Source organism: Pigmentibacter sp. JX0631 (genome assembly GCF_029873255.1).
GTDB lineage: Bacteria > Bdellovibrionota_B > Oligoflexia > Silvanigrellales > Silvanigrellaceae > Silvanigrella.
The window spans coordinates 2,158,721-2,178,376 of sequence record NZ_CP123622.1; the positions used below are offsets into that span (position 1 = coordinate 2,158,721).

General features: G+C 28.3%; 22 protein-coding genes. 17 read left to right on the forward strand and 5 right to left on the reverse strand.

The features are described 5' to 3' along the window. Positions 1-39: 39 nt before the first annotated feature. Together QEJ31_RS09480 and QEJ31_RS09485 are read right to left on the reverse strand one after the other, a co-directional pair. Entirely contained in the window at positions 40-1,152 is a 1,113-nt protein-coding gene (locus tag QEJ31_RS09480) for a glycosyltransferase family 9 protein (protein WP_280589610.1), read from the reverse strand. After that, on the reverse strand, positions 1,145-1,603 hold the full coding sequence (locus tag QEJ31_RS09485) for a hypothetical protein (protein ID WP_280589611.1): 459 nt from the start codon (positions 1,601-1,603) through the stop codon (positions 1,145-1,147). The genes QEJ31_RS09480 and QEJ31_RS09485 overlap by 8 nt, the downstream gene beginning before the upstream one ends. Positions 1,604-1,783: 180 nt before the next feature. On the opposite strand from QEJ31_RS09485, the gene QEJ31_RS09490 reads away from it, so the two are divergent. Beyond that, positions 1,784-2,569, forward strand: coding sequence for a segregation/condensation protein A (locus QEJ31_RS09490; RefSeq protein WP_280589612.1), 786 nt, complete (start codon positions 1,784-1,786; stop codon positions 2,567-2,569). Here QEJ31_RS09490 and QEJ31_RS09495 read toward each other — a convergent pair. Continuing rightward, positions 2,538-3,584 (reverse strand): hypothetical protein, encoded by a 1,047-nt coding sequence (locus QEJ31_RS09495; RefSeq protein WP_280589614.1) that lies wholly within the window; start codon positions 3,582-3,584, stop codon positions 2,538-2,540. The two genes, QEJ31_RS09490 and QEJ31_RS09495, sit on opposite strands and share 32 nt — an antisense overlap. Before the next feature lie 302 nt (positions 3,585-3,886). Between QEJ31_RS09495 and rplM the strand changes: the two genes are divergently transcribed. After that, a complete protein-coding gene (gene rplM / locus QEJ31_RS09500) occupies positions 3,887-4,333 on the forward strand; it encodes a 50S ribosomal protein L13 (protein WP_280589616.1) in 447 nt (148 codons plus the stop codon). A 27-nt stretch (positions 4,334-4,360) separates the two neighbouring features. Next, the gene (gene rpsI / locus QEJ31_RS09505; RefSeq protein WP_158996498.1) at positions 4,361-4,756 is read left to right on the forward strand and encodes a 30S ribosomal protein S9; all 396 of its coding nucleotides are present in this window, start codon (positions 4,361-4,363) and stop codon (positions 4,754-4,756) included. A gap of 103 nt (positions 4,757-4,859) precedes the next feature. On the opposite strand, the gene QEJ31_RS09510 is transcribed toward rpsI, so the two are convergent. Next, entirely contained in the window at positions 4,860-6,389 is a 1,530-nt protein-coding gene (locus tag QEJ31_RS09510; RefSeq protein WP_280589619.1) for a leucyl aminopeptidase family protein, read from the reverse strand. An 84-nt stretch (positions 6,390-6,473) separates the two neighbouring features. On the opposite strand from QEJ31_RS09510, the gene QEJ31_RS09515 reads away from it, so the two are divergent. The 14 genes from QEJ31_RS09515 (at position 6,474) to QEJ31_RS09580 (ending at position 18,867) form a co-directional block, all read left to right on the forward strand. Next, the gene (locus QEJ31_RS09515; RefSeq protein WP_280589621.1) at positions 6,474-7,448 is read left to right on the forward strand and encodes a biosynthetic peptidoglycan transglycosylase; all 975 of its coding nucleotides are present in this window, start codon (positions 6,474-6,476) and stop codon (positions 7,446-7,448) included. A gap of 168 nt (positions 7,449-7,616) precedes the next feature. Beyond that, positions 7,617-8,465, forward strand: a complete 849-nt coding sequence (locus QEJ31_RS09520) for a transporter substrate-binding domain-containing protein (protein WP_280589623.1) — start codon at positions 7,617-7,619, stop codon at positions 8,463-8,465. 163 nt (positions 8,466-8,628) lie between these two features. After that, positions 8,629-9,603, forward strand: a complete 975-nt coding sequence (locus QEJ31_RS09525; protein ID WP_280589625.1) for a hydrolase — start codon at positions 8,629-8,631, stop codon at positions 9,601-9,603. 167 nt (positions 9,604-9,770) lie between these two features. Beyond that, a complete protein-coding gene (locus QEJ31_RS09530; RefSeq protein WP_280589627.1) occupies positions 9,771-10,571 on the forward strand; it encodes a hypothetical protein in 801 nt (266 codons plus the stop codon). Between the two features lie 11 nt (positions 10,572-10,582). Next, positions 10,583-11,197 carry a VWA domain-containing protein gene (locus QEJ31_RS09535; RefSeq protein WP_280589629.1) on the forward strand — a complete coding sequence of 205 codons (615 nt, stop codon included), beginning with the start codon at positions 10,583-10,585 and terminating at the stop codon, positions 11,195-11,197. Between the two features lie 352 nt (positions 11,198-11,549). Continuing rightward, positions 11,550-12,515, forward strand: coding sequence for a hypothetical protein (locus QEJ31_RS09540; RefSeq protein ID WP_280589631.1), 966 nt, complete (start codon positions 11,550-11,552; stop codon positions 12,513-12,515). Between the two features lie 244 nt (positions 12,516-12,759). Next, entirely contained in the window at positions 12,760-13,149 is a 390-nt protein-coding gene (locus tag QEJ31_RS09545) for a GntR family transcriptional regulator (protein WP_280589633.1), read from the forward strand. Beyond that, the gene (locus tag QEJ31_RS09550; protein WP_280589634.1) at positions 13,142-13,858 is read left to right on the forward strand and encodes an ATP-binding cassette domain-containing protein; all 717 of its coding nucleotides are present in this window, start codon (positions 13,142-13,144) and stop codon (positions 13,856-13,858) included. The genes QEJ31_RS09545 and QEJ31_RS09550 overlap by 8 nt, the downstream gene beginning before the upstream one ends. Then, positions 13,855-14,934 (forward strand): hypothetical protein, encoded by a 1,080-nt coding sequence (locus tag QEJ31_RS09555; protein ID WP_280589635.1) that lies wholly within the window; start codon positions 13,855-13,857, stop codon positions 14,932-14,934. Before QEJ31_RS09550 ends, QEJ31_RS09555 begins: the two co-directional genes overlap by 4 nt. A gap of 82 nt (positions 14,935-15,016) precedes the next feature. Beyond that, the gene (locus tag QEJ31_RS09560; RefSeq protein ID WP_280589637.1) at positions 15,017-15,847 is read left to right on the forward strand and encodes a transporter substrate-binding domain-containing protein; all 831 of its coding nucleotides are present in this window, start codon (positions 15,017-15,019) and stop codon (positions 15,845-15,847) included. Next, entirely contained in the window at positions 15,844-16,662 is an 819-nt protein-coding gene (locus QEJ31_RS09565; RefSeq protein WP_280589638.1) for a transporter substrate-binding domain-containing protein, read from the forward strand. The genes QEJ31_RS09560 and QEJ31_RS09565 overlap by 4 nt, the downstream gene beginning before the upstream one ends. 23 nt (positions 16,663-16,685) lie before the next feature. Further along, positions 16,686-17,459 carry a transporter substrate-binding domain-containing protein gene (locus QEJ31_RS09570; RefSeq protein WP_280589640.1) on the forward strand — a complete coding sequence of 258 codons (774 nt, stop codon included), beginning with the start codon at positions 16,686-16,688 and terminating at the stop codon, positions 17,457-17,459. Between the two features lie 33 nt (positions 17,460-17,492). Further along, on the forward strand, positions 17,493-18,035 hold the full coding sequence (locus tag QEJ31_RS09575) for a DUF4337 domain-containing protein (RefSeq protein ID WP_280589641.1): 543 nt from the start codon (positions 17,493-17,495) through the stop codon (positions 18,033-18,035). Positions 18,036-18,051: 16 nt separating this feature from the next. After that, positions 18,052-18,867 carry a carbon-nitrogen hydrolase family protein gene (locus QEJ31_RS09580; protein WP_280589643.1) on the forward strand — a complete coding sequence of 272 codons (816 nt, stop codon included), beginning with the start codon at positions 18,052-18,054 and terminating at the stop codon, positions 18,865-18,867. Here the strand turns inward: QEJ31_RS09580 and QEJ31_RS09585 are convergent. Continuing rightward, entirely contained in the window at positions 18,861-19,379 is a 519-nt protein-coding gene (locus tag QEJ31_RS09585) for a hypothetical protein (protein ID WP_280589645.1), read from the reverse strand. The genes QEJ31_RS09580 and QEJ31_RS09585 overlap by 7 nt on opposite strands. Positions 19,380-19,656: the final 277 nt, after the last annotated feature.

The window sequence follows — 19,656 nt, forward strand, 5'->3', positions numbered from 1 at the left end:
ATTACCGTTTTATCAATTTTAAATATCAATACCTTATGATTAATGTGGTAAATTTCTTTGATTTATTATTAATAAAATATGCGTAAAAACATTATTAGGATCAATTTCTTTTAAACATTTTAAATTTTTAAATCTACAATTACTTTTTTTACCATGTCTACTGCATGGACTGCAATTTAAATTTAAATATTCAAATTTGATATCTTTACTTAATGGTACGAAACCAAATTGTGGTGAAGTAGCACCAAAAATTACGGTACCTGGTACATTAAAATTATCGGCAGCATGTGCAGCAAAAGAATCATTAGTTACAACAAATTTAGCATTCGCAATAATATCTAAAGTTTCAGATAATTCTGTTTTACTAACCATATTTATGACTCTACTAGATTTAGGAAAGTCAAGATATTCCCCTAAGTATTGTTCATTTATGGATCCGCATAATATTATAGATAAATTAGTTTCGTTTTTTATTTTTTCAATTAAAAAACGAAAGTTTTCTTTTGGCCACATTTTAATAAAGCTACTCGCACCAGGGAAAAGGCAAATATATTGCATTTCTTTTGGAAAAAAATAATTAGCAGGTAAAAAAGGTGAAAAATTATATGTATCTAAAAAGTTTTCTTGATCATTTAAAATAATTTTTTGTAAAAGATTTTTTTGCAAGCTTTTTATTCTGATAAAATTTTTAGGTACAAGTCCAGTTTTTTGTTTGAAATAAAAGAAAGATAATAGAACCAAAAGTATTCTATAAAATGAATATTTTTCTATGATATATTTTTTCTCTAATCCAATATTTAATTTTTCTTTTAGGTATTTAAATACTCTTTTACTTCTATTTGTGTTTTGTAAATCAATATATATTGCATTAGAAATTGTTTTTATTGATAAAATATAGGATAGAAAGTTTTCTGGAAGAACTTCTTTGCCTTGTAAAAAGAAGGATGGAGTTTTATTTTTTTCGAAACAAATAAATGCCTGCAAGTTTTTAATTTTTAATGCGATATCTTTGTTACTAGGAGAAGTTATAAAAACTGGAAAATAATTATTTTCTATTAAACAAAATACGCTGTTTGCAGCAATTAAAACATCGCCTATAGCACTTAATCTAGTTAAAAAAACAAGTCTATTGTATTGATTAATTTTATTCATGGGAACCATTTTTCTTCAAGTATCTAAATAAAAATAAGCTTGACCAAATAAACATTGCTAAAATATACAGTCCTCCACCAGTTGCAGAAATAGCCGTAGCATATGATATTTTTCCTATTTGATCTGGATTAAATGCTTCTAGAATAAGGCCAGTGCCAAATATTGGTATTGATGTAAGAAAGGTAATTATAATAATTTTTAACAATTTTTTAGAAAAGTAAGGAAGAATAATATTTAGAGACAATCCGAGTAAAATAGCACTATAACCCATTACATTCATATGGGCATGAGCTGATTTTAACAAGGTTCTTTGGTTTTGCATAAATTCGGAAGTTGGAATTTGACTAATTGTAATTTGCTGAATTAAAACAGCTAAAATGCTGCCAAAAATACTCCAAGCTGCAATCCAAAAAAAACCTAAGCCTATTAAAAGAAATTTGTATTTTTGCAAAATCTTCCCTTCGTGATGTTTAGCAAAAAAGTAGAGCAAATTTGATATTTGCATTAATTTTAATTTACTATGTATTAAATGACTTTACATCTTCTTTGCCTAAGGTTTAATTCTTAGCAACACTCTTCATGTATCTTAATTTGGAGAACATGAAAATAAGGAAAGAAATGGTATAATTAAATGCATCTACGGTTAGAAAGTTTTGATGGTCCTCTTGATCTTCTTTTGCATCTAATAAAGGCGCAAGAGTTGAACATCTTTAATATTCCTATCGCAATGATCACTGAACAATATCTTGGTTTTTTAAAACAAGTTCCAGAACTGGATTTTCTCACAGCAGGTGAATATTTGGCTATGGCTGCACAACTGATTGAAATAAAGGCAAATTTATTAGTGCCAGTTTTGCAAAATAAGTCTCAATCTGAAGCAGAAAATTTGGCTCAAGTAGCTGAAGAAGATCCTAGAAAAGATTTGGTTCAACAATTGCTCGAATTTGAGGCATATAAAAAAGCTTCAGAAGTTTTACAGCAATTGAATACTATAGCGCAAGAACATTTTCCAACGGCAGAACACAAAAGACGTGAAGAAGAGTTTTCGGTTTTTGAGCATCCAATTAAAGGCAATCCTTTCGACCTTATTATAGCGTTTGAAAAAGTTTTATTAAAGTTTACAAATAAATCTACTCCTAAAGTTATTGTCCGGGCTCAAAAAATCACAATTCAACAAAAAATGGAATTTATCAAACAGAAATTATCTGAAAGTGATTCTGTAACTTTAAAATTTCTATTTAGCGAGTGCTTGTCGAGATATGAATTGATTGTGTTAATTATGGCTCTTTTAGAATTATGTAAAGCTAATCATGTGAATGTTTTGCAAACATCTATGTTTGCGGACATAGAAATTTCAAAAGGTTTAAAATTTTTTGATGATGCTTCTACTCTTCAAGAAACTGAAGAGTTGACTTGACATATTCTCGATATGCTACACTTAAAGGATATTCTGTATCATTTAAGCGCATTTCTAGTCGAGCACGTGTAATATTTTCTTTACTTATTGCTTGATTTAAATTATGAATTTCTTCATCAATTAAGTCATTAAATGATATTTTATTACTGTTTTGTTCTGTCATTTTCTTTTGCAAGCTTTTAATATTTAATGAATCTTCATTTTTTCTAGATAATTGATGTCCTAATCTTTCTATAAAAACCTGATTTTCATAAAATTTTTCATTTACTTGAATTTCTTGTTTTGCTTTTTCATGGTTTAAAACAATTATTTTTAAAAGCTTCGCTAAAAATATACTTTTTTCATATGTTTCATCAGTAGAATAATTCATCAAATTTTCTTTTAGCAAAATTAAATTAAAGCGAAATTTTTCATCTTTTAAATTTAAAAAATAAAAATATGCATTTGCAATAGTTTCTAGTTTATTTAAAATAAGATAAAAACCAGCATTTATGGTATCTTCTTGCCAGTATGTCAATGGCGCAAATAAATCTTCTTTTCTGAGTGCTAAATTAGAAAATATAATTTTGTTTATTTCTAAAAAAATGTAGTCTAAATTGAAATCTAAATTTATTTCTTTTTCTATTTGTTCAATAAACATTAAGGCTCTAGAACACTTTACCGTTGCGGAAGGAATTTCATTAATATTATTGATACCTTTTTTAGCATTGTGAATGAGAATTTTTTTTATTTCTTTTAAAAGTGCACAATATTGATTATAAAAATCTTTGAACATTAAAAAGCTTGTATACTGTCTAGCTAATGGAATTCCTAAAGCAAAATCGAATTCTTTTATAATTTCTTTGTAGGCAATATCACCCCTATTTTTTTGCTGAGTTTGTTCTAAGTGAATAAAATCAATAAATTGGGATTCGCCTCCATCTATAAGGCAATATGATGTTTTTACGATGAACTGCAGACATTCCTGATATGGATTGAAATTTATGAATTGATTTGGATTTTCTTTGTTGACCACGATGAATCTTCCCGTTATAAAGCAAAATCTGCGGCAAATTTTTGCGCGAAGAGTCCTGCTAGTGTTAAGTTATTAATCATACAGCACTATTCTACTCTTAATGCTAAATTGTGTCACTGCTTCTGAAGGAACTCCACGCCTTTTTGTGTGGTGGCATAAGCGGTTGAAATTGTTATTTTTTATTTGTATGCGTTGTGACAACGCCCAAGACAAGTAAGTTAAGCAACAAAAAGATACTCGCAGAAATAACGTAACTTGTTGAATTTATTAGTTAAATTCTTAATTGTTAGTGGAGATTAGAAATGAATACTACATACTCTGCCAAAGCTTCTGAGATTCAGAAGAAATGGTATATCGTTGATGCTGAAGGCAAAACCCTAGGACGCTTAGCAAGCCAAATCGCTTATATTTTGCGTGGTAAGCACAAACCTACATTTACACCTCACATGGATATGGGTGATAATGTTATTGTAATAAATGCTGAAAAAGTTGTTTTATCTTCCAATAAAGAACTTACTAAGCTTTATCACCGTCATACAGGCTTTTTTGGTGGTATTAAAACCCAAAATGCTGCTGAAGTACGTGCAACCAATCCTGAGCGTTTATTAGAGCTTGCTGTGAAGGGAATGCTTCCACATAACCGTTTGGGCAGTGAATGCTACCGCCATCTTAAAGTATATGTTGGCAAAGAGCATCCACATGCTGCTCAAAATCCGCAAGCATTACCTGAACGTACACTTAAAAACTAATAAGCGATCAAAATGAGGGAGCCTAAAATGGCAGTTAAATACATATCTGGCGTAGGTAAACGTAAGACATCTATCGCTCGTGTTTATTTGGTTAAAGATGGTAAAGGTACCATTACAATCAATCACCGTTCTCTTGAAGACTACTTTAAACGTCCAACTTCTCGCATGGTTGTTGAACAACCGTTAAACTTGACTCAAACTTTGGGTAAAGTTGATATCAATGTAAGAGTTATCGGCGGTGGGTTATCAGGACAAGCTGGTGCTATTCGTCATGGCATTACAAATGCTCTGTTAAACTTAAATCCGGAATTCCGTTCAATTCTTAAACCTGCAAGTCTTATTACTCGCGATGACCGTATCAAAGAGCGTAAGAAATATGGTTTACGTTCTGCGCGTGCTCGTTTCCAATTCTCAAAACGTTAAGAGAGTTTTTCTCAAAACGCCAAAAACCCAGACCAGAGATTTTTTCTCCAGTCTGGGTTTTTTTGGGTGGAAATTGTATTTTTTGTTTTGCTTTGAAAAAAGACTATTTTGCTAAAATTCGAGCAATTTCTGTAACTAATTGAACGCCGTAACCTGAGCTATGCTTACGAATATACCCAATAGAAAGATTATCGTTAGCTACACCAGCTATATCAATGTGTGCAAAAGGAATGTTATTAGTAAATTCATTTAAAAAAGCAGCACCAACCATGCTTCCTGCAGAGCCTCTAGTATTTCCAATATTTATAATATCTGAAATAGATCCTTTAACATCATCAATAACTTCATCCCAAATAGGCAGAGGGTAAGCTCTTTCGCCAGTAGCATCGGAAGCTGTCATAATAATTTTTTCAAGTTCTGGATGAAATGCAAAAACACCTGCTCCTATATGCCCAAAAGTAGTGATCATCGCTCCTGTGAGAGTAGAAAACTCAACAATATAGTTTGGGTTTAAATCCTTAGCTGCGAAATATAAAGCGTCACTAAGGACAACTCGGCCTTCAGCATCGGTATTTAATATTTCAATAGTTTTCCCAGAATATGATGTAATTACATCGCCAACTCTGTAAGAATGTGCATCGATCATATTTTCACACAAAGCAGCAACTGCATAAACTTTAATAGGAAGTTTTAATTTAGCAATTGCTAAAATGGAGCTTAAAGTAACTGCAGCACCCGACATGTCATACTTCATGCCTTCTTGGCTAGTAGAAGGTGTTTTTATTGAATAACCACCTGTGTCCATGGTTAGTCCTTTTCCAACAAAGGCAATAGACTTTTCAAACTTTTCTGGTGAATACTCAATTACAACAAATTGTGGTTCATTAGCGCTTCCATTTGAAACCGCTAGCATTGCATTAAAACCTTTTTCACGTAGTTTTTCAGCCCCCCAAACCTCAACTTTTAAACCTACTTTTTTTGCTTGTTCAATGGCTTGATGAGCTATAAATTTAGGAGTTGCAACATTTGGAGGGGAATCTTGGAGTAAGCGACAAAAATTTATCGAATCTTCAATGTGCTTTGCTTCTTCAAATGAGTCTTGTAAATTTTGTGCTGTATGAACAAAATTTAGTTGGATAGGTTTTTCAAGTTCTATTTTTGCTTCTTCTTTCATATTTGAATTAGGATATTTATACATACCCATATTGAAACCAAGACGACTTTGGGCAATCAATTCTTTTGAACTACAAAGTTGTGAGGTGCAATAAAAATGAACTGTTGCAGCTTTTAAATTTAATGCAGTCTCAGCGCATTTTATTCCAATTTGTCTAGATCTTGCTGGCAAATAATTTAATTTATTCCCCGCTCCAACTAACAAAATTCTTTTAGCAAATTTTTGATTCAAAACTAGTGAGGTTGAGGTTTGAAGCCATTTGCCTTCAAAATCACCTAATGCAATTAAATTAGAAATGGTGCCACCCATTTCATTATCAAGTGATAAAATAGTTTTAGATTTTAACTGTCCCTTTTCTATATCTTGTTCGTCAATTACAATTATTGCAAGATCTTGGGGTTGATTATTAGGGTGGGAGTTATTTGTGATATGAAGAGGTTTTAACTGTGGCAGTAACATAAAAACTTCCCTTAATTATTAAGCAGTTATTGTTATTTCGCAGCCCTATCATGCAATCATTCTTTGGTTTTAGCAAGGATAACTATGAGAATTTTTTCTTTTTATTTTTGGTTTTTACAGTTACCTTTAGTTGCTATTTTCTTCTTTTTTATCTGGTTTATTCCTTGGGTTTTTGTTTTGCATTTAGGTTTTTTAGTTTATTTCCCTTATAGAGATGATGGACAAACCCGATTTTTTCGGATTACAGGACCAATAGTAGGGCTTTTTTCAAAAACTTGGGTTAATAAAAAAGAAATTCCAAATGCTTGTAAAGCAGCTTTAATTGCTTCTGAAGATGGAAAATTTTATCAACATAATGGAATTGATATTGAAAGCATTCAAAAAATTGTAAAAGATAAAAGCAGAACAACTAAACAAAAACGCGGTGGTTCAACAATTACGCAACAATTAGTTAAAAATGCATTTCTTTCAAGAGATAGAAGCTACATCAGAAAAACCAGAGAATTAATTGGCGCTGTTTTGTTAGATGCGACTATAGCAAAAGATAAACAAATTGAATGGTATCTTAATATTGTTGAATTTGGACCAAATACTTACGGATTAGAAAATGCCGCACAAAAGTATTTTAAAATCGATGCAGCTAAATTAACTCCTTCACAGTGTGTTGCGCTTATTGCAATCTTGCCATCTCCTAGGAAGTGGAATCAAAGTTTAGAAAAGAAAAAATTAACTCAGTTTTTTCTACAAAGATACAGACAAATTTCAAATAATATTATGGAAATGCATATCGCTTCTCGAAAAGAAAAGCTTGATATTAAACAAATAAATTTAGGGTTTTCAACTAAAAAAGAGAATTTACCACAATTTATTGAGCCAGAAGTTACGCAAAAGACTATTGAAGAGCAAAATCAACAAAATTCTTCTATAGAAGATCAATCACAAATTGATAAGAGCGAAAAAGTAAATGATAAAGAGATAGAGAATAAAGCAAATGATTCAGTTCCGTCAGGAATAGAATCTGATGAAAGTCTAAATGATATAGAAAATAGTGATGAATAATTTGATAATTTTTTCAAAAATTTCAATATGTTTAATCTATTGGCAGGTTTCACTTGACCTCAATTCTAAGCTTATGTATTAAGTTCTCGTTTGTTGATAGACTATCACTACAAAATCATTTTTGTTTTAAGGCATTTTGGCAATTGCTTCTGATTAAGGGGATTCAAAATGAACGCAAGTTTTAGAAAGTTGTTTCTGCACGCTTTTTTTCTACTCTCAACAATTCCCTCTTTTCATTTAAATGCTTTTGCTGCAAATTCCGATGAAAATAAAAAAGAAGATGTAAGTTTACAAAAAATTAAAACAGAAAAAGTTTTAAAAGTTTGTTCTGATGCTGGTTTCCTGCCTTTTGAAATGAAAACACAAAAAGGCGACTGGATAGGATTTGATGTAGAAATGATGAAAGAATTTGCTAAAACTCTTTCAGTAGAACTTAAAATGATTCAAATTAGTTTTGATGGTATTATTCCCGCACTAATTTCCGCTAAATGTGACATAATAGCTGCGGGTATGACTGTTACAGCAGAACGTAAAGCGATGGTTCTTTTCAGTGATTCTACTTTTACAAGTGGGTTAAGTATTGCCATAAAGAACAATGAAAAAAATAAAAATGAGTTTAAAGATCTTAATTCTTTAGATAAAGTTGGATTAAAAATTGCTGTAAAAACAGGTTATACAAGTGATATTTATTTATCCAAAACATTAAAAAAAGCGCAAATTTTAAAATTTGATCAAGATGCTGATTTAGTTCTAGCTGTCATGCAAGGGAGAGCTAATGCTTTTGTTTCTGATACAACTTATGTTGATCTAATGGACAAGGGAAATAAAAATAAATTTATTATTTTACCAACTAAAGTTGTGGCTGAAAGTTTTTCTATAGCAGCTAAAAAAGATGATACAGTATTAATATCTAAATTTAATTCTTTCTTAAAACAATGGAAAGAAAATGGTGGATATGAAAAAGCAAGAAAATATTATTTTGTTGACCAAGTATGGCGTTCTCAAGTTGCTAACTAATTATTCATTAATGTAATTTATTTAAAAAATAATTCTTTTAAATTTTCTTAATATATTTTAAAAAATAAATATTTTTCTTTCACAAAGATAAAAAATTTGTTTAACTTTATTTTGAAGTAATAAATATATTGCTGAAAGTATTTCTTTCTAAGGAGTTTTTTTAATGAATCAGAAAGTAAATAAAATGTATAAATTTAAAGCTGCTTGGTGGCTTAAAAATCGGCATTTACAAACTCTCTATCCTGTTGTTTTTTCGGCTCGTAAAAAAATCATTTTAAAAAGAGAAAGAATTCAATTGGATGATGGAGACTTTTTAAGTTTGGATTGGAGTCAGAATTATGATCCCAAAAGACCAATTATTCTTTTTTTACATGGCTTAGAAGGATCTTCCCAGTCTCCATATATTCAAAGAATGATGAAAATTGCGATGAATAAAAATTATAATGCAGTTTGTCTAAACTTTAGGGGCTGCGATGGAGAAACAAACGTAAAATTAAAATCATATCATGCAGGAGAAATTGGTGATTTAAACTCTGTGGTAAAAAAACTAATTAGTGAGGTAACAGCCGAACAAAAAATTTATCTTGTCGGCTTTTCATTGGGGGCTAATGTCTTATTAAAATGGTTAGCTGAAAGTGAGCTTTCGGGATTCATTGCAAAAGCGATTGCAGTTTCTGTTCCATTTGAATTGGCAGGATCTGCTGATGCTTTGGGTAAAGGTTTTTCCAGAGCCTATGAATGGTGGTTATTAAAATGTTTAAAGCAAAGTTTGGAAAGAAAAAAATCAATTTTTTTGCAACATAATTTTACTTACAATGAAAAAAATATAAAAAGTTTTTGGGAATTTGATAACTTAATTACTGCGAAAATAAATGGTTTTAAAGATGTTTTTGATTACTATGAAAAATCAAGTTCACGCCAATTTATTAAAAAAATTAAAGTAAATACTTTGATAGTTCATGCAAAAGATGATCCTTTTCTTATGCAAGAAAATATACCTAAAGTTAATGAAATAAATGATTCGGTAAAACTTGAAATTACAAAAAATGGTGGACATTTAGGATTTGTTGAAGGATTTATTCCATTTTTTCCTAAATATTGGATAGACAACAGAATCTATGAATTTATTGAACAGTGATGAAATTTTTTTATAATTTGAGCTAGTAATATCTAAAAACTTTTAAGTATAAAATGTTATCGTTAATTGACGGTTGTTATTAAAAGAAGTATAAATATATTTAGATGAATGTGTGATTTACTTTCTTAGGAGTTTATAACCTGAAATTTGCTTTTTTACTCATCCTATTGATTATTTTATTTGTTATTATTTTAAAATTTTTATTAAAGTATAACGAAAAAAACAAGCAAAAAATTAATCATAAAAATAAATCCCAAAAAGATTTTATTCAAGAAACAGGCAGTTTAAAAACTGGTACTAGTGACCAAGTTAATAATTTAAAGAAAGATCTGGGAAAAATTTCTAAAGAATGGAACTCTATTCTTAGTTTGATTGAAAATAATATACAAGAAATTTATAAAAAAAGGGAACAATTGAATACTAGAAAGGAAAATTTACTAAGAAAAACTAAAAATACCCAAGAAATCATGAATGAATTGCTAATTAAATATAATAAAAATTCGGCAAGTATTTTAAAAAGTGAGTATATTAAACACTCTATAGAGTTAGAAAAGTTTCAAAATGAAATTCAGGTTATAGATAAACAAATTATTGAATACAATGATGCCTTACAAATACTTGTAGAGAAAAATAATAATGTGCAACTTGAGTATGATAATTTTAAGCAGTCATATTCACATGAAATTTCTAAAACTGAAATATTTTCAAAAATAAGTTTGATAAACTCTGAAATTGAAAGATTGAAAACAGGAGAACAGCAAAGCTTTTTAACTTCATTTGCTATTTATAAATCTGAAAATGTGTTAGAAAATAATGCTAAATTTGATGATAATCTTCTAAAAACTGGTAAAGAAAAAAAACACATAGATAAAATGAATGATAATTTAGCGTTTGAAAATTTGTTTTTTGAATCTGAAACAGAGGATAAAAAAACTTCGCCAAAAACAGTAGAACATTTATTTAAATAAGGAGTATTTAAATGGAAAAAAAGGATTTAAAATTAAGAAACTATGTCTTAGTAATTGATAGATCGGGATCAATGTCGGACTCAGTAAGTGCTAAGATATTGACTAGCAAATGGGATTATGTAAAAGAGTCTGTAAAAGCTTTAGCTAACAAATGTTTTGAATATGACAAAGATGGTTTAGATATTTATCTTTTTAATAGATCTTTTCAAAAGTTTTTAAATGCTACTCCTGATAATATTGATTCTGTCTTTTCGGACTATGCCCCAATGGGTGGTACAGATTTTATTCCAGTTCTAACAGAAGTTTTTAATCAACATTTTGTGCATTCAGAATTGCCAACATCCATAATTGTAATAACAGATGGAGAACCTTCTGATGGAATTCAAGGGCAAAAAGCTCTTGCTAATTTAATAGTTAATACTTCTAAAAAGTTAGAAAGTGATAATGAATTGGGAATTTCTTTTATTCAAGTAGGTAATGACAAACAGGCTTCTGAGTTCCTTAAAAAATTAGACGATGAGCTTCTGTCAGTAGGTGCTAAATTTGACATTTGCGATACCAAAACCTTTGATGATTTAGAAAACCTACCTTTAGATAAAATTTTATTAGATATTGTTAACGATTAATAAAAGCTATAAATCTAGTTATAAGAATATTAAAAAAAAATATAGCAAGAAAAATTAGGTAAGCTGAGTTTATTACTATAACTGCTCTAAAGAAGATAAATTTTAAATTAAGTAATATAAATAATTTTTATATTGCTTAATAATTAAATTTTTTCAAAATACATTCGAATTAGTCTTTCGTCTGAATTGAAATAATTATTTCATAGAATTTTCTATTAATTTAAAGAGATTTCCAAATAAATTAAAGGAAATATTAAAATTAATTTAAGTAACATAATTTGTTTATTTAATTGACAAATATTTTAATTAGTAATAAATGAGCTTTGTTCTTAAAAACAATAGAGGAGAGTGTATGAAAAGTAATAAATATTTTTTGTTAACCATATTTTATATGATATTTTTTCCTACAAATATTTTTGCTTCAGAAAGGTATCTTTCTTGTAATAATGATGATTTACTTCTAAACTATGAAACATTTACAGGAGTTTCTAGAGGAGCATCAATCACTATAACGAGTTTTACTATAAATAATAAAGATATAGTGGAATATTTTAAATCAAATTTACCTGACTTATTTATTAGTTCTTCTATCAATATGAATCCATTTTATAAAGAAAATAATATTATACAATTTAGTTCAGAAGGAATGACTATAAATCATTACTTTAAAAATAAAAGCGAGTATTCTACAAGTTCATTTATCCAATATTTTGGTCAAAAAAATTCAGGAAAGAGCTATGTTTTTCTTTCATCGAGACACTCTAAAGGAGTTAAATTTGAAATTTATGAAAACATTTATCCATTAAGTAATAAACCAATTTTGAATTGGTATTTTCAAGACTGTAAACGCCTGAACAGCAGCTACTCTTCCTTTGATCCGCTAGAATTTTGGAATGTAACTAATGAGCGTTTGAACACCGGCGATAGTTTTAATAGAGCAGCTAATGGTTATAAGAAAAGAAAATTTATTGCCAGTGATGAAGTTTGGAATAAGCATATAGACTCATGGGGAAAAAAAGACGTAAAAACGATTCTTTTAGATTATACACCTGATGCTCAAGTTATTGTGAATGGAAAAGTTTTTAAAGGTAAAAATGAAATTGGGAAATTGTTTGAAAAATTATTCACTATTTTTGGTGCAGCTGATGAACATATAATAAATCCTCCAGTGATACTTGATCAACTTGTTTATATAACTTGGCATGCTAAAATTAATGGAATAAATCATGCAGTAGGTTCAGATTCATTTTTTATACAAAATGGTAAAATTAAATATCAAACAATAGTATCTGATGATATCATATTCAAAGATTTATGAATTAAAAGTTAACACTTTTTAAGGATTGAAATTACAATCAATATCTCTGAAATAGTCTTCTGACTTAACTCAATTCTAAATTTTGAGGTTTATTTTTTTTTCTAGAATTTACAAATTTTTTAAAATATTCAATAATAAACAACCTATCCTTTTTTAAATCCCTATTCCTAATAATCTTGCTTTTTCAACCGATGTGATCTACTTATATAGAGATGTATATCACCTAAGAGGAGTTTGCCTACTAATGAGGCTTCAAGTAAATCCGCATTCTTCAACTCCCCTGTATGCACAAATAGTTGAACAAATGCGTAATCAAATTTTATCAGGGTCAATACTTGCAGGCACTCCTCTCCCATCTGTACGTGAAATATCTGAAATGATAGAAGTAAACTCTCTTACTATTCAAAAAGCCTTAAAAATTTTGGAAGTTGAAAAATTCATTATTATTCGAAGAGGGGTTGGTGCTTTTGTTTCGGAAAGTATAGTTTCCTTAACAATAGAACAAAAAGTAGAATTGATAAAAACTGGCTTAGTTAATGTTGTAAATCACGCAAAAGAATTAAGTATTGATAAAGAAAGATTCAATATATTAATTGAAGAATGTTGGGGTGAGGTGAACCAAAACAATGATTGATGTTCAAAATCTACTCCTTTACAGTAGGAACGGAGTTAAAAGGCTTAATATTCCAGCACTACACATCAATTCTCCTGGCATTACAGCACTTGTTGGACACAATGGTGCTGGGAAATCTTCACTGCTTAAGCTTATTGCAGGTCTAGATCAACCAAGTGCTGGGAGTATTTTGTATCATGGGAAAAATACTTTTTTGAATTATGAAACAATAAAATCTGAAATACATTTGCTATCATGGGGTATTGAACTATTTAAATCATTAACAGCTAATGATCATTTTAATTTAATGAAAAAAATATCTCCTGTATGGGATACTGAAATTGAAACAGAACTATTAAAAGATCTCATTATCCCTTTAGATAAAAAAATTGAAAGAATGTCAAGAGGTGAGCAAGTAAGATTAAGATTATTACTAAGCCTCCCAAGGGCGCCAAAAATTATTTTATTAGATGAAGTAACAAATGATCTTGATAATGATTCAAGAAGGGCGATTTTTAAAAATTTAGATAAATACACTTTTGCTACTGGTGCTCAAGTGATTGTAGCAACAAATATGATTGAAGATATTGAACGTTATGCAACAGGAATAATTTTGTTGCGAATGGGTGAAGTTATTTTACAAGATTCTTTAGATACAGTTAAAGAAAAGCATAAAACCTCTTTTGAGGAAATAATTAGGATCTATGAAAAGGAAGGGGCAAAAACATGAGCTCCATTACTAAATTTTTATTGAAGCAATACTGGGCTTTTATACTTATTTGTTTTTTAGGAACAGGAATTGGAATATTTTACGGAGGAATATGGAATTTTCTTCCTTTTCTCTTTTTACTATTATTCTTTTATGAATGGAATATAGCACCTAAAAAAGATAAAACCTGGTACTTTTTTGATTCTTTACCTATAAAATTGCGTCTTAAATTTTTCTTAAAGGTTATTTTTCCATTTTCTTTTAGTTTTTTAATTATATTTTTACTAACTATTTTTAAAAAAAATAATGACTTTGAAGTGATTGGTGGGATTGCTGACGGACTTAGAATTTCATCAATATTTACATTAAGCTCAATATTAGCTCTGTCATTATCAGGTTTTTTAAGCTGGGTAATTTTTTTCTACATAATTTGTTATTTATTTTCATTTATAACTTTTTATGAAGTAGTGATAGCAGTCTTCGCTTTATCGGTAAGCTTTTTTTATCTTTCTGAAAAAAGAGTTTCAAAACTGAAATATGTTGTACTACCTATTGTTACTACTTTTTTTGTTATGAGTATTGCAACTTATAATAAATTAAAAATATTTGAATTGGCTCTAAATTTACCTATTCACAATTTGCAAATAAATTTGGCTGAAAATTTATTAGAAAATAAGGCTTTTCTGGGTAGTAATTATTTAATTGATTGGTCTCAAGGAGGTAACGATAGTTTTTCAATGAACTCTAAAGTACTTATCCCTTCTAAATATGATGATAAATTACTAGAAAAAATTGAATTGATTTTTTTTGCTGAAGGTGAATGTACCAAGAATTGTCATCAGTTAGCGGATCTTGTAGCTAATTTTCCTAAAAACTGGAATCAAGAAAGATTGTTAAGTTATTTAAATTCGGAAAATGCTGTTCAGCAGATTTATGCTTTAGAAGTTATTGAAGGATCAATAGATCCAATCTTTCCTCATATTATTCTTCGTTTGACACATAGTTCAAATCAAGAAGTCAGCGAACTTGCTATGAATTTAATTAGTAAATGGGGTGAAAGAAATATTATACAGTTTTCACCCAACACTGTATTTTAATATATCAAAATTTAGACATAACAAAATTAGATAAAGTATCTTAGATGTCCTAAAATAACAGTACTTAGGTGTAAGGTTAAAAATGGCTTCATTTATAAATATCTCTAAAATTTTAATTTTTAGTATTATTGTATTTTATATGCCTTTTATTTATTCACTTGGTAATGAAATTCGGATTTGTTCAGATGATAATGATGATCAACCATTTTTGATTGCTAATCAAGAAAATCCTACGGGGATATTGATTGATATAATTCAAAAAGCAATTATACTTTCTAAAGAACTAAATATATTTACAGTAAAAATTCAACCAATGCCATGGAATCGTTGTTTAGATATGGTTAAAAAAGGGCAAGTCGATGCTGTCTTAAATATTTCATATAATCAAGAAAGAACACAATATATTCAATTTCCAGAGGACTCGGGGGAGAAAGAAAAGCAACCATGTAGTTCTAAACTAAAATTTTATTGCGGAGGATATTTAGTTATTACTTTGAAAACTTTTAGACCACAATATTCTGGAATAGTTACTGATCTTCCATATCCAATTCGAGTTGCAAGAGGTTACTCTATAAATTCAGAGCTGGAAGGAATATTGAAAGATAATTTAGAAATTGGAAAGAGTGATAACGTGAATTTAAAAAAAATGTTGCGTGATAAATCTGGTTCTGTAATTGCATATACTTCATATGCAGATAGATTTTATTCTGTTAAATTTGAAGATAATTATGATCTTTTGAAATTAATTAAAGTGCATAAAAAAAGTTATACAAAAAAATCATATTATTTAGGGTTTTCAAAATTTTCTTCTCTAGATGAAAAAATAAGAAAATCTATCTGGAAGAATTTACAAACAATTAATGATAATAAAAAAATATTAAATTCTATTTTTAAGAAGTATACAGACTTATGAGTATTAAAAATATTTTAATTATACTAAAAACAAATTTTATTTCTTTTCTTTTTTGTTATTCACTTTTTTCTTATGGAAAAATTATTAAAATATGTGCGGATGAAAACGAACAAATTCCTTACATAATTATTAGCGAAGGTTCTTTAAAAGGAATAGAGATAGAAATTATCGATGAAGCATTAAAAGATCCTATTTTAAAAGAAAAATATAAATATGAGATTGATGTCATGCCATGGGCAAGATGCTTAGATTCAGCAAAAAAAGGAATTTATGATGGTACAATTAATGCCTCATATACGGAAGAACGTGCTGAATTTTTAAATTATCCTCCCCAATCAGGGAAAAATGAAAAGAAACCATGCAGTTCAGATTATAAATTATATTGCGGTGGCTATCTAGTAATTACACAAAGAAACGAGAAATATGAATTTGATGGAAACAAAAAAAATTTACCAATACCCGTAAGGGTTTCTAGAGGGTATTCCGTTTTTAAAGAGTTAGAGGAAATATATAAAGAAAATTTGGATATCGGTAAAAGCGATATCGTCAATGTTCAAAAAATGTTACGTGATAAAATAGGGTCAGTGGTCGCTTATATTGCCTTTCAAAATAAAATAAATAAAATAAAAAATGTCAAAAACAAAGTGAAAGTAAATGAAGTACCATATGTTATGAAATCTTATTTTATTCCATTTTCTAAAGAGTCTAAAATACCAAAGCAGGACATTGATAAAATATGGGAAAATATAAAAAAAATAAATCAAAACGAAAATAAAATGAAAAAAATGTATGAAAAGTATAGTAAGTATATATAAATAAAAATAATTAAGGAAATTTAATGCATAAATTTTTAAAATATTTTCTTTTTCTAGTAATTACTAACTATAGTATAGCATTGAAAGCACAAAGTATTAAATTATGTTATCCTGATAATGATACTTCTCCTTTACAAGTTGGGCATGGTGATCTTGTTTTTAATCCCCCTGGTATTACTGTTGATATTGTCAATGAAGCGGCCAAAAATTTAAAAATTAATGTAATTTTTGTTAGAGAACCTATATCTAGAATATTCGATAGTTTAAAAAGAGGAAAAATCGACGGAGCATTTATCTTTTCTTATACAAAAGAAAGGGCAGAGGTTGCTGAATACCCGATAAAAAATAGTAATTTACTTGAGGGTTTAAGATTGATAAAATTATCGAATAACTTTTATACCCTAAGTGATTCTTTAATAGAATGGAGAAAAAACAATTTAGTAAATAATAAAGAAAGTATTGGTGTATTACGAGGTCATGCTGTTATAGGAACTTTAAAGGAATTTAAAATACCTTATGAAGAAAGTAGTACATTAGAAATGATGATTAAAAAACTTATAAATAAAAGAATTTCAGCATTTGTTGGACAATCTATAATAGTAGATAATTTCTTAAAAAAAAATAACATAAGTGGGATAAAAAAATTATCTATTCCAATAACTACAAAAAATTATTACTTGATATTTAGTAAAAGTTATTATGCAAATAATAAAAATTTAGCAAATAAGTTTTGGGATGAAGTTTCTAAAATAAGAGAAAAAGTAATATCTGAAAAATTTAAAAATTATGAAAAATAATATATACTATTAAAAACTTAAATAGGGTAATTTATGGAATCACCAGAAGATCATACTGAAAGCGTAAAAGAACACATAAGGCATGAAGCTATGCATAAATCAAATGAAAAGAGAGTGATGACTTATGCGATAACATCGGCAATTTATGCAATATTTGCAGCAACGGCATCTTTGCTCGCTGGTTATCATTCAAATGAATCAATTGTTGAGCAAATGAAATCCTCAGATCAATGGTCTTACTATCAAGCTAAAAGCATAAAAATGAATGTTGCAGAAACAAAGTTAGAAATCTTAAAAACAATTAATCCTCACTATAGCGATGAAAAAATATTAAATAAAATTGAATCATATAAAAATGAAATTAATGAAATATCAAAAATTGCAAAAGAAAAAGAAGTATTGTCTGAAATGCATTTATTAAAGCATATTTCATTCTCAAGATGTGTTACATTGTTTCAAGTTGCTATTGGTATGACTGCATTTGCAATACTTATTAAAAGAAAAAGATTTTGGTATTTAAGTATTGTATTTAGCTTAGTTGGGCTAGGTTTTTTAATTTCTGGTTTTAGTAGTTAAATTGGAACTAAATATAGTGAAAAATAAAATTCATGTAGCTACGGCACAATTCTCGCCATTAGCAGGTAATTTAGGCTATAATGTAAAAAAAATTTGCACTATATTAGAGGAATCTGCGCAAAAAAATGTCCAATTGGTACTTTTTCCTGAATTAGCAATTTGTGGTTATGATTTAAAATTAATTGATGAAGGACGAGGTGTTTTTTCTGAAGATGGAAGTGGATTAAATTTTTTATTCAATACTTGTAAAAATTGTAAAATTGCAGCAATAGTTGGTTGCTGTATTCAAAAAGGTTCAAAAATTTATAATAGTGCTTTGATCATAAATGAGTTTGGTGAACTTATACAAATTTATGATAAGCAGCTTTTAGATGCTGAAGAAAAAGAAATATTTAATTTTGGCGAAAAAACTTGTGTATTTAAAATTCATGATTGGAATTTTGGTATTGCAATTAGTTATGATTGCTATTCACTAGATATAACTACAAAGTTAAAATTTTTACAAATAGATGCATATCTTATTTTAGGTGCATTTATAAAAGGAGGTTATTACAGTTTTGACTTAAATCATTTTGCTTTATTGGCAAAAGAATTTGAGTGCTATGTTGTTGTTTCTAATTTTATTGGCAGTCATGGTGGATTGACATTTTCTGGAAATAGTTCAATATATGCAAAAAATGGTGATTTATTAAATAATTGTTTTGAAAATTTTGGTGTAACTTATGGAATTTTAGAAAAAAATATTATTAATAGTGAAGCTACAATTACTTTAGATAACGTCATTAATTTGGAGCTTGAAACAATAGAAGAAGAAAAGAAAATAAATCAATAATATTTTTCAAAATACTTTTCAATAAATTCTCTTAAATCTACATTTGATAAAGCTAGATGATCTTTTTCAAAATTCCCCGTGTTACGATAAAAGCAATATTTACATGCGTATTTCATAAAAAAATGACCTGGCGCTGCTACTCCATTTTTTGTTCCTAGTAGATACCAGCGATCAAATCTGCTATCAGCAGGTTGAGCATAGGAATAATTATTGCCAAATTTTGATATGCATTGATTTCGTAACGAGGAGATTTTTTCTGCTCCTCCATCCACTTCAAAATATTTCAGATATAAATACCGCCCATCATAATCTTTAAAATAAGAGACCCATTTACCAGTAATTTCAACTAAAGTTCCATTTTCTTTAAGCCATTCCCATTTTGCATCTTGGGTCGAGCAAAAAACATTTGTCTTGGCAGATTCATGACTTTCTGAACTCTGAGCATGCGCAGAAGTTGAAAGTATAAAAATAATAGTAAAAGACTTTTTTATATACGATATATATTTTTTCATTTTATTTTTCCTTGTTTTATTTTTTAGACTACAATGTATTTTGTTTTTAATCAATCTAATTTATGAATTTAATCTCTAAATAGTATATTCTAAGTAATTACTAAACTAAAATCAAAACAATGTGTTTTTTAATTTATAGTAACAAGTATATTTAATTATTTATGGTTAAAAAATTAAACTAGGAAAAAGTATTAAAAATTTAAATCTAAAAAGTGTGTTAAAAAATTTGCTACTATATATTTAGATAACCATTAAAAAATATAAATATTTGTAATTG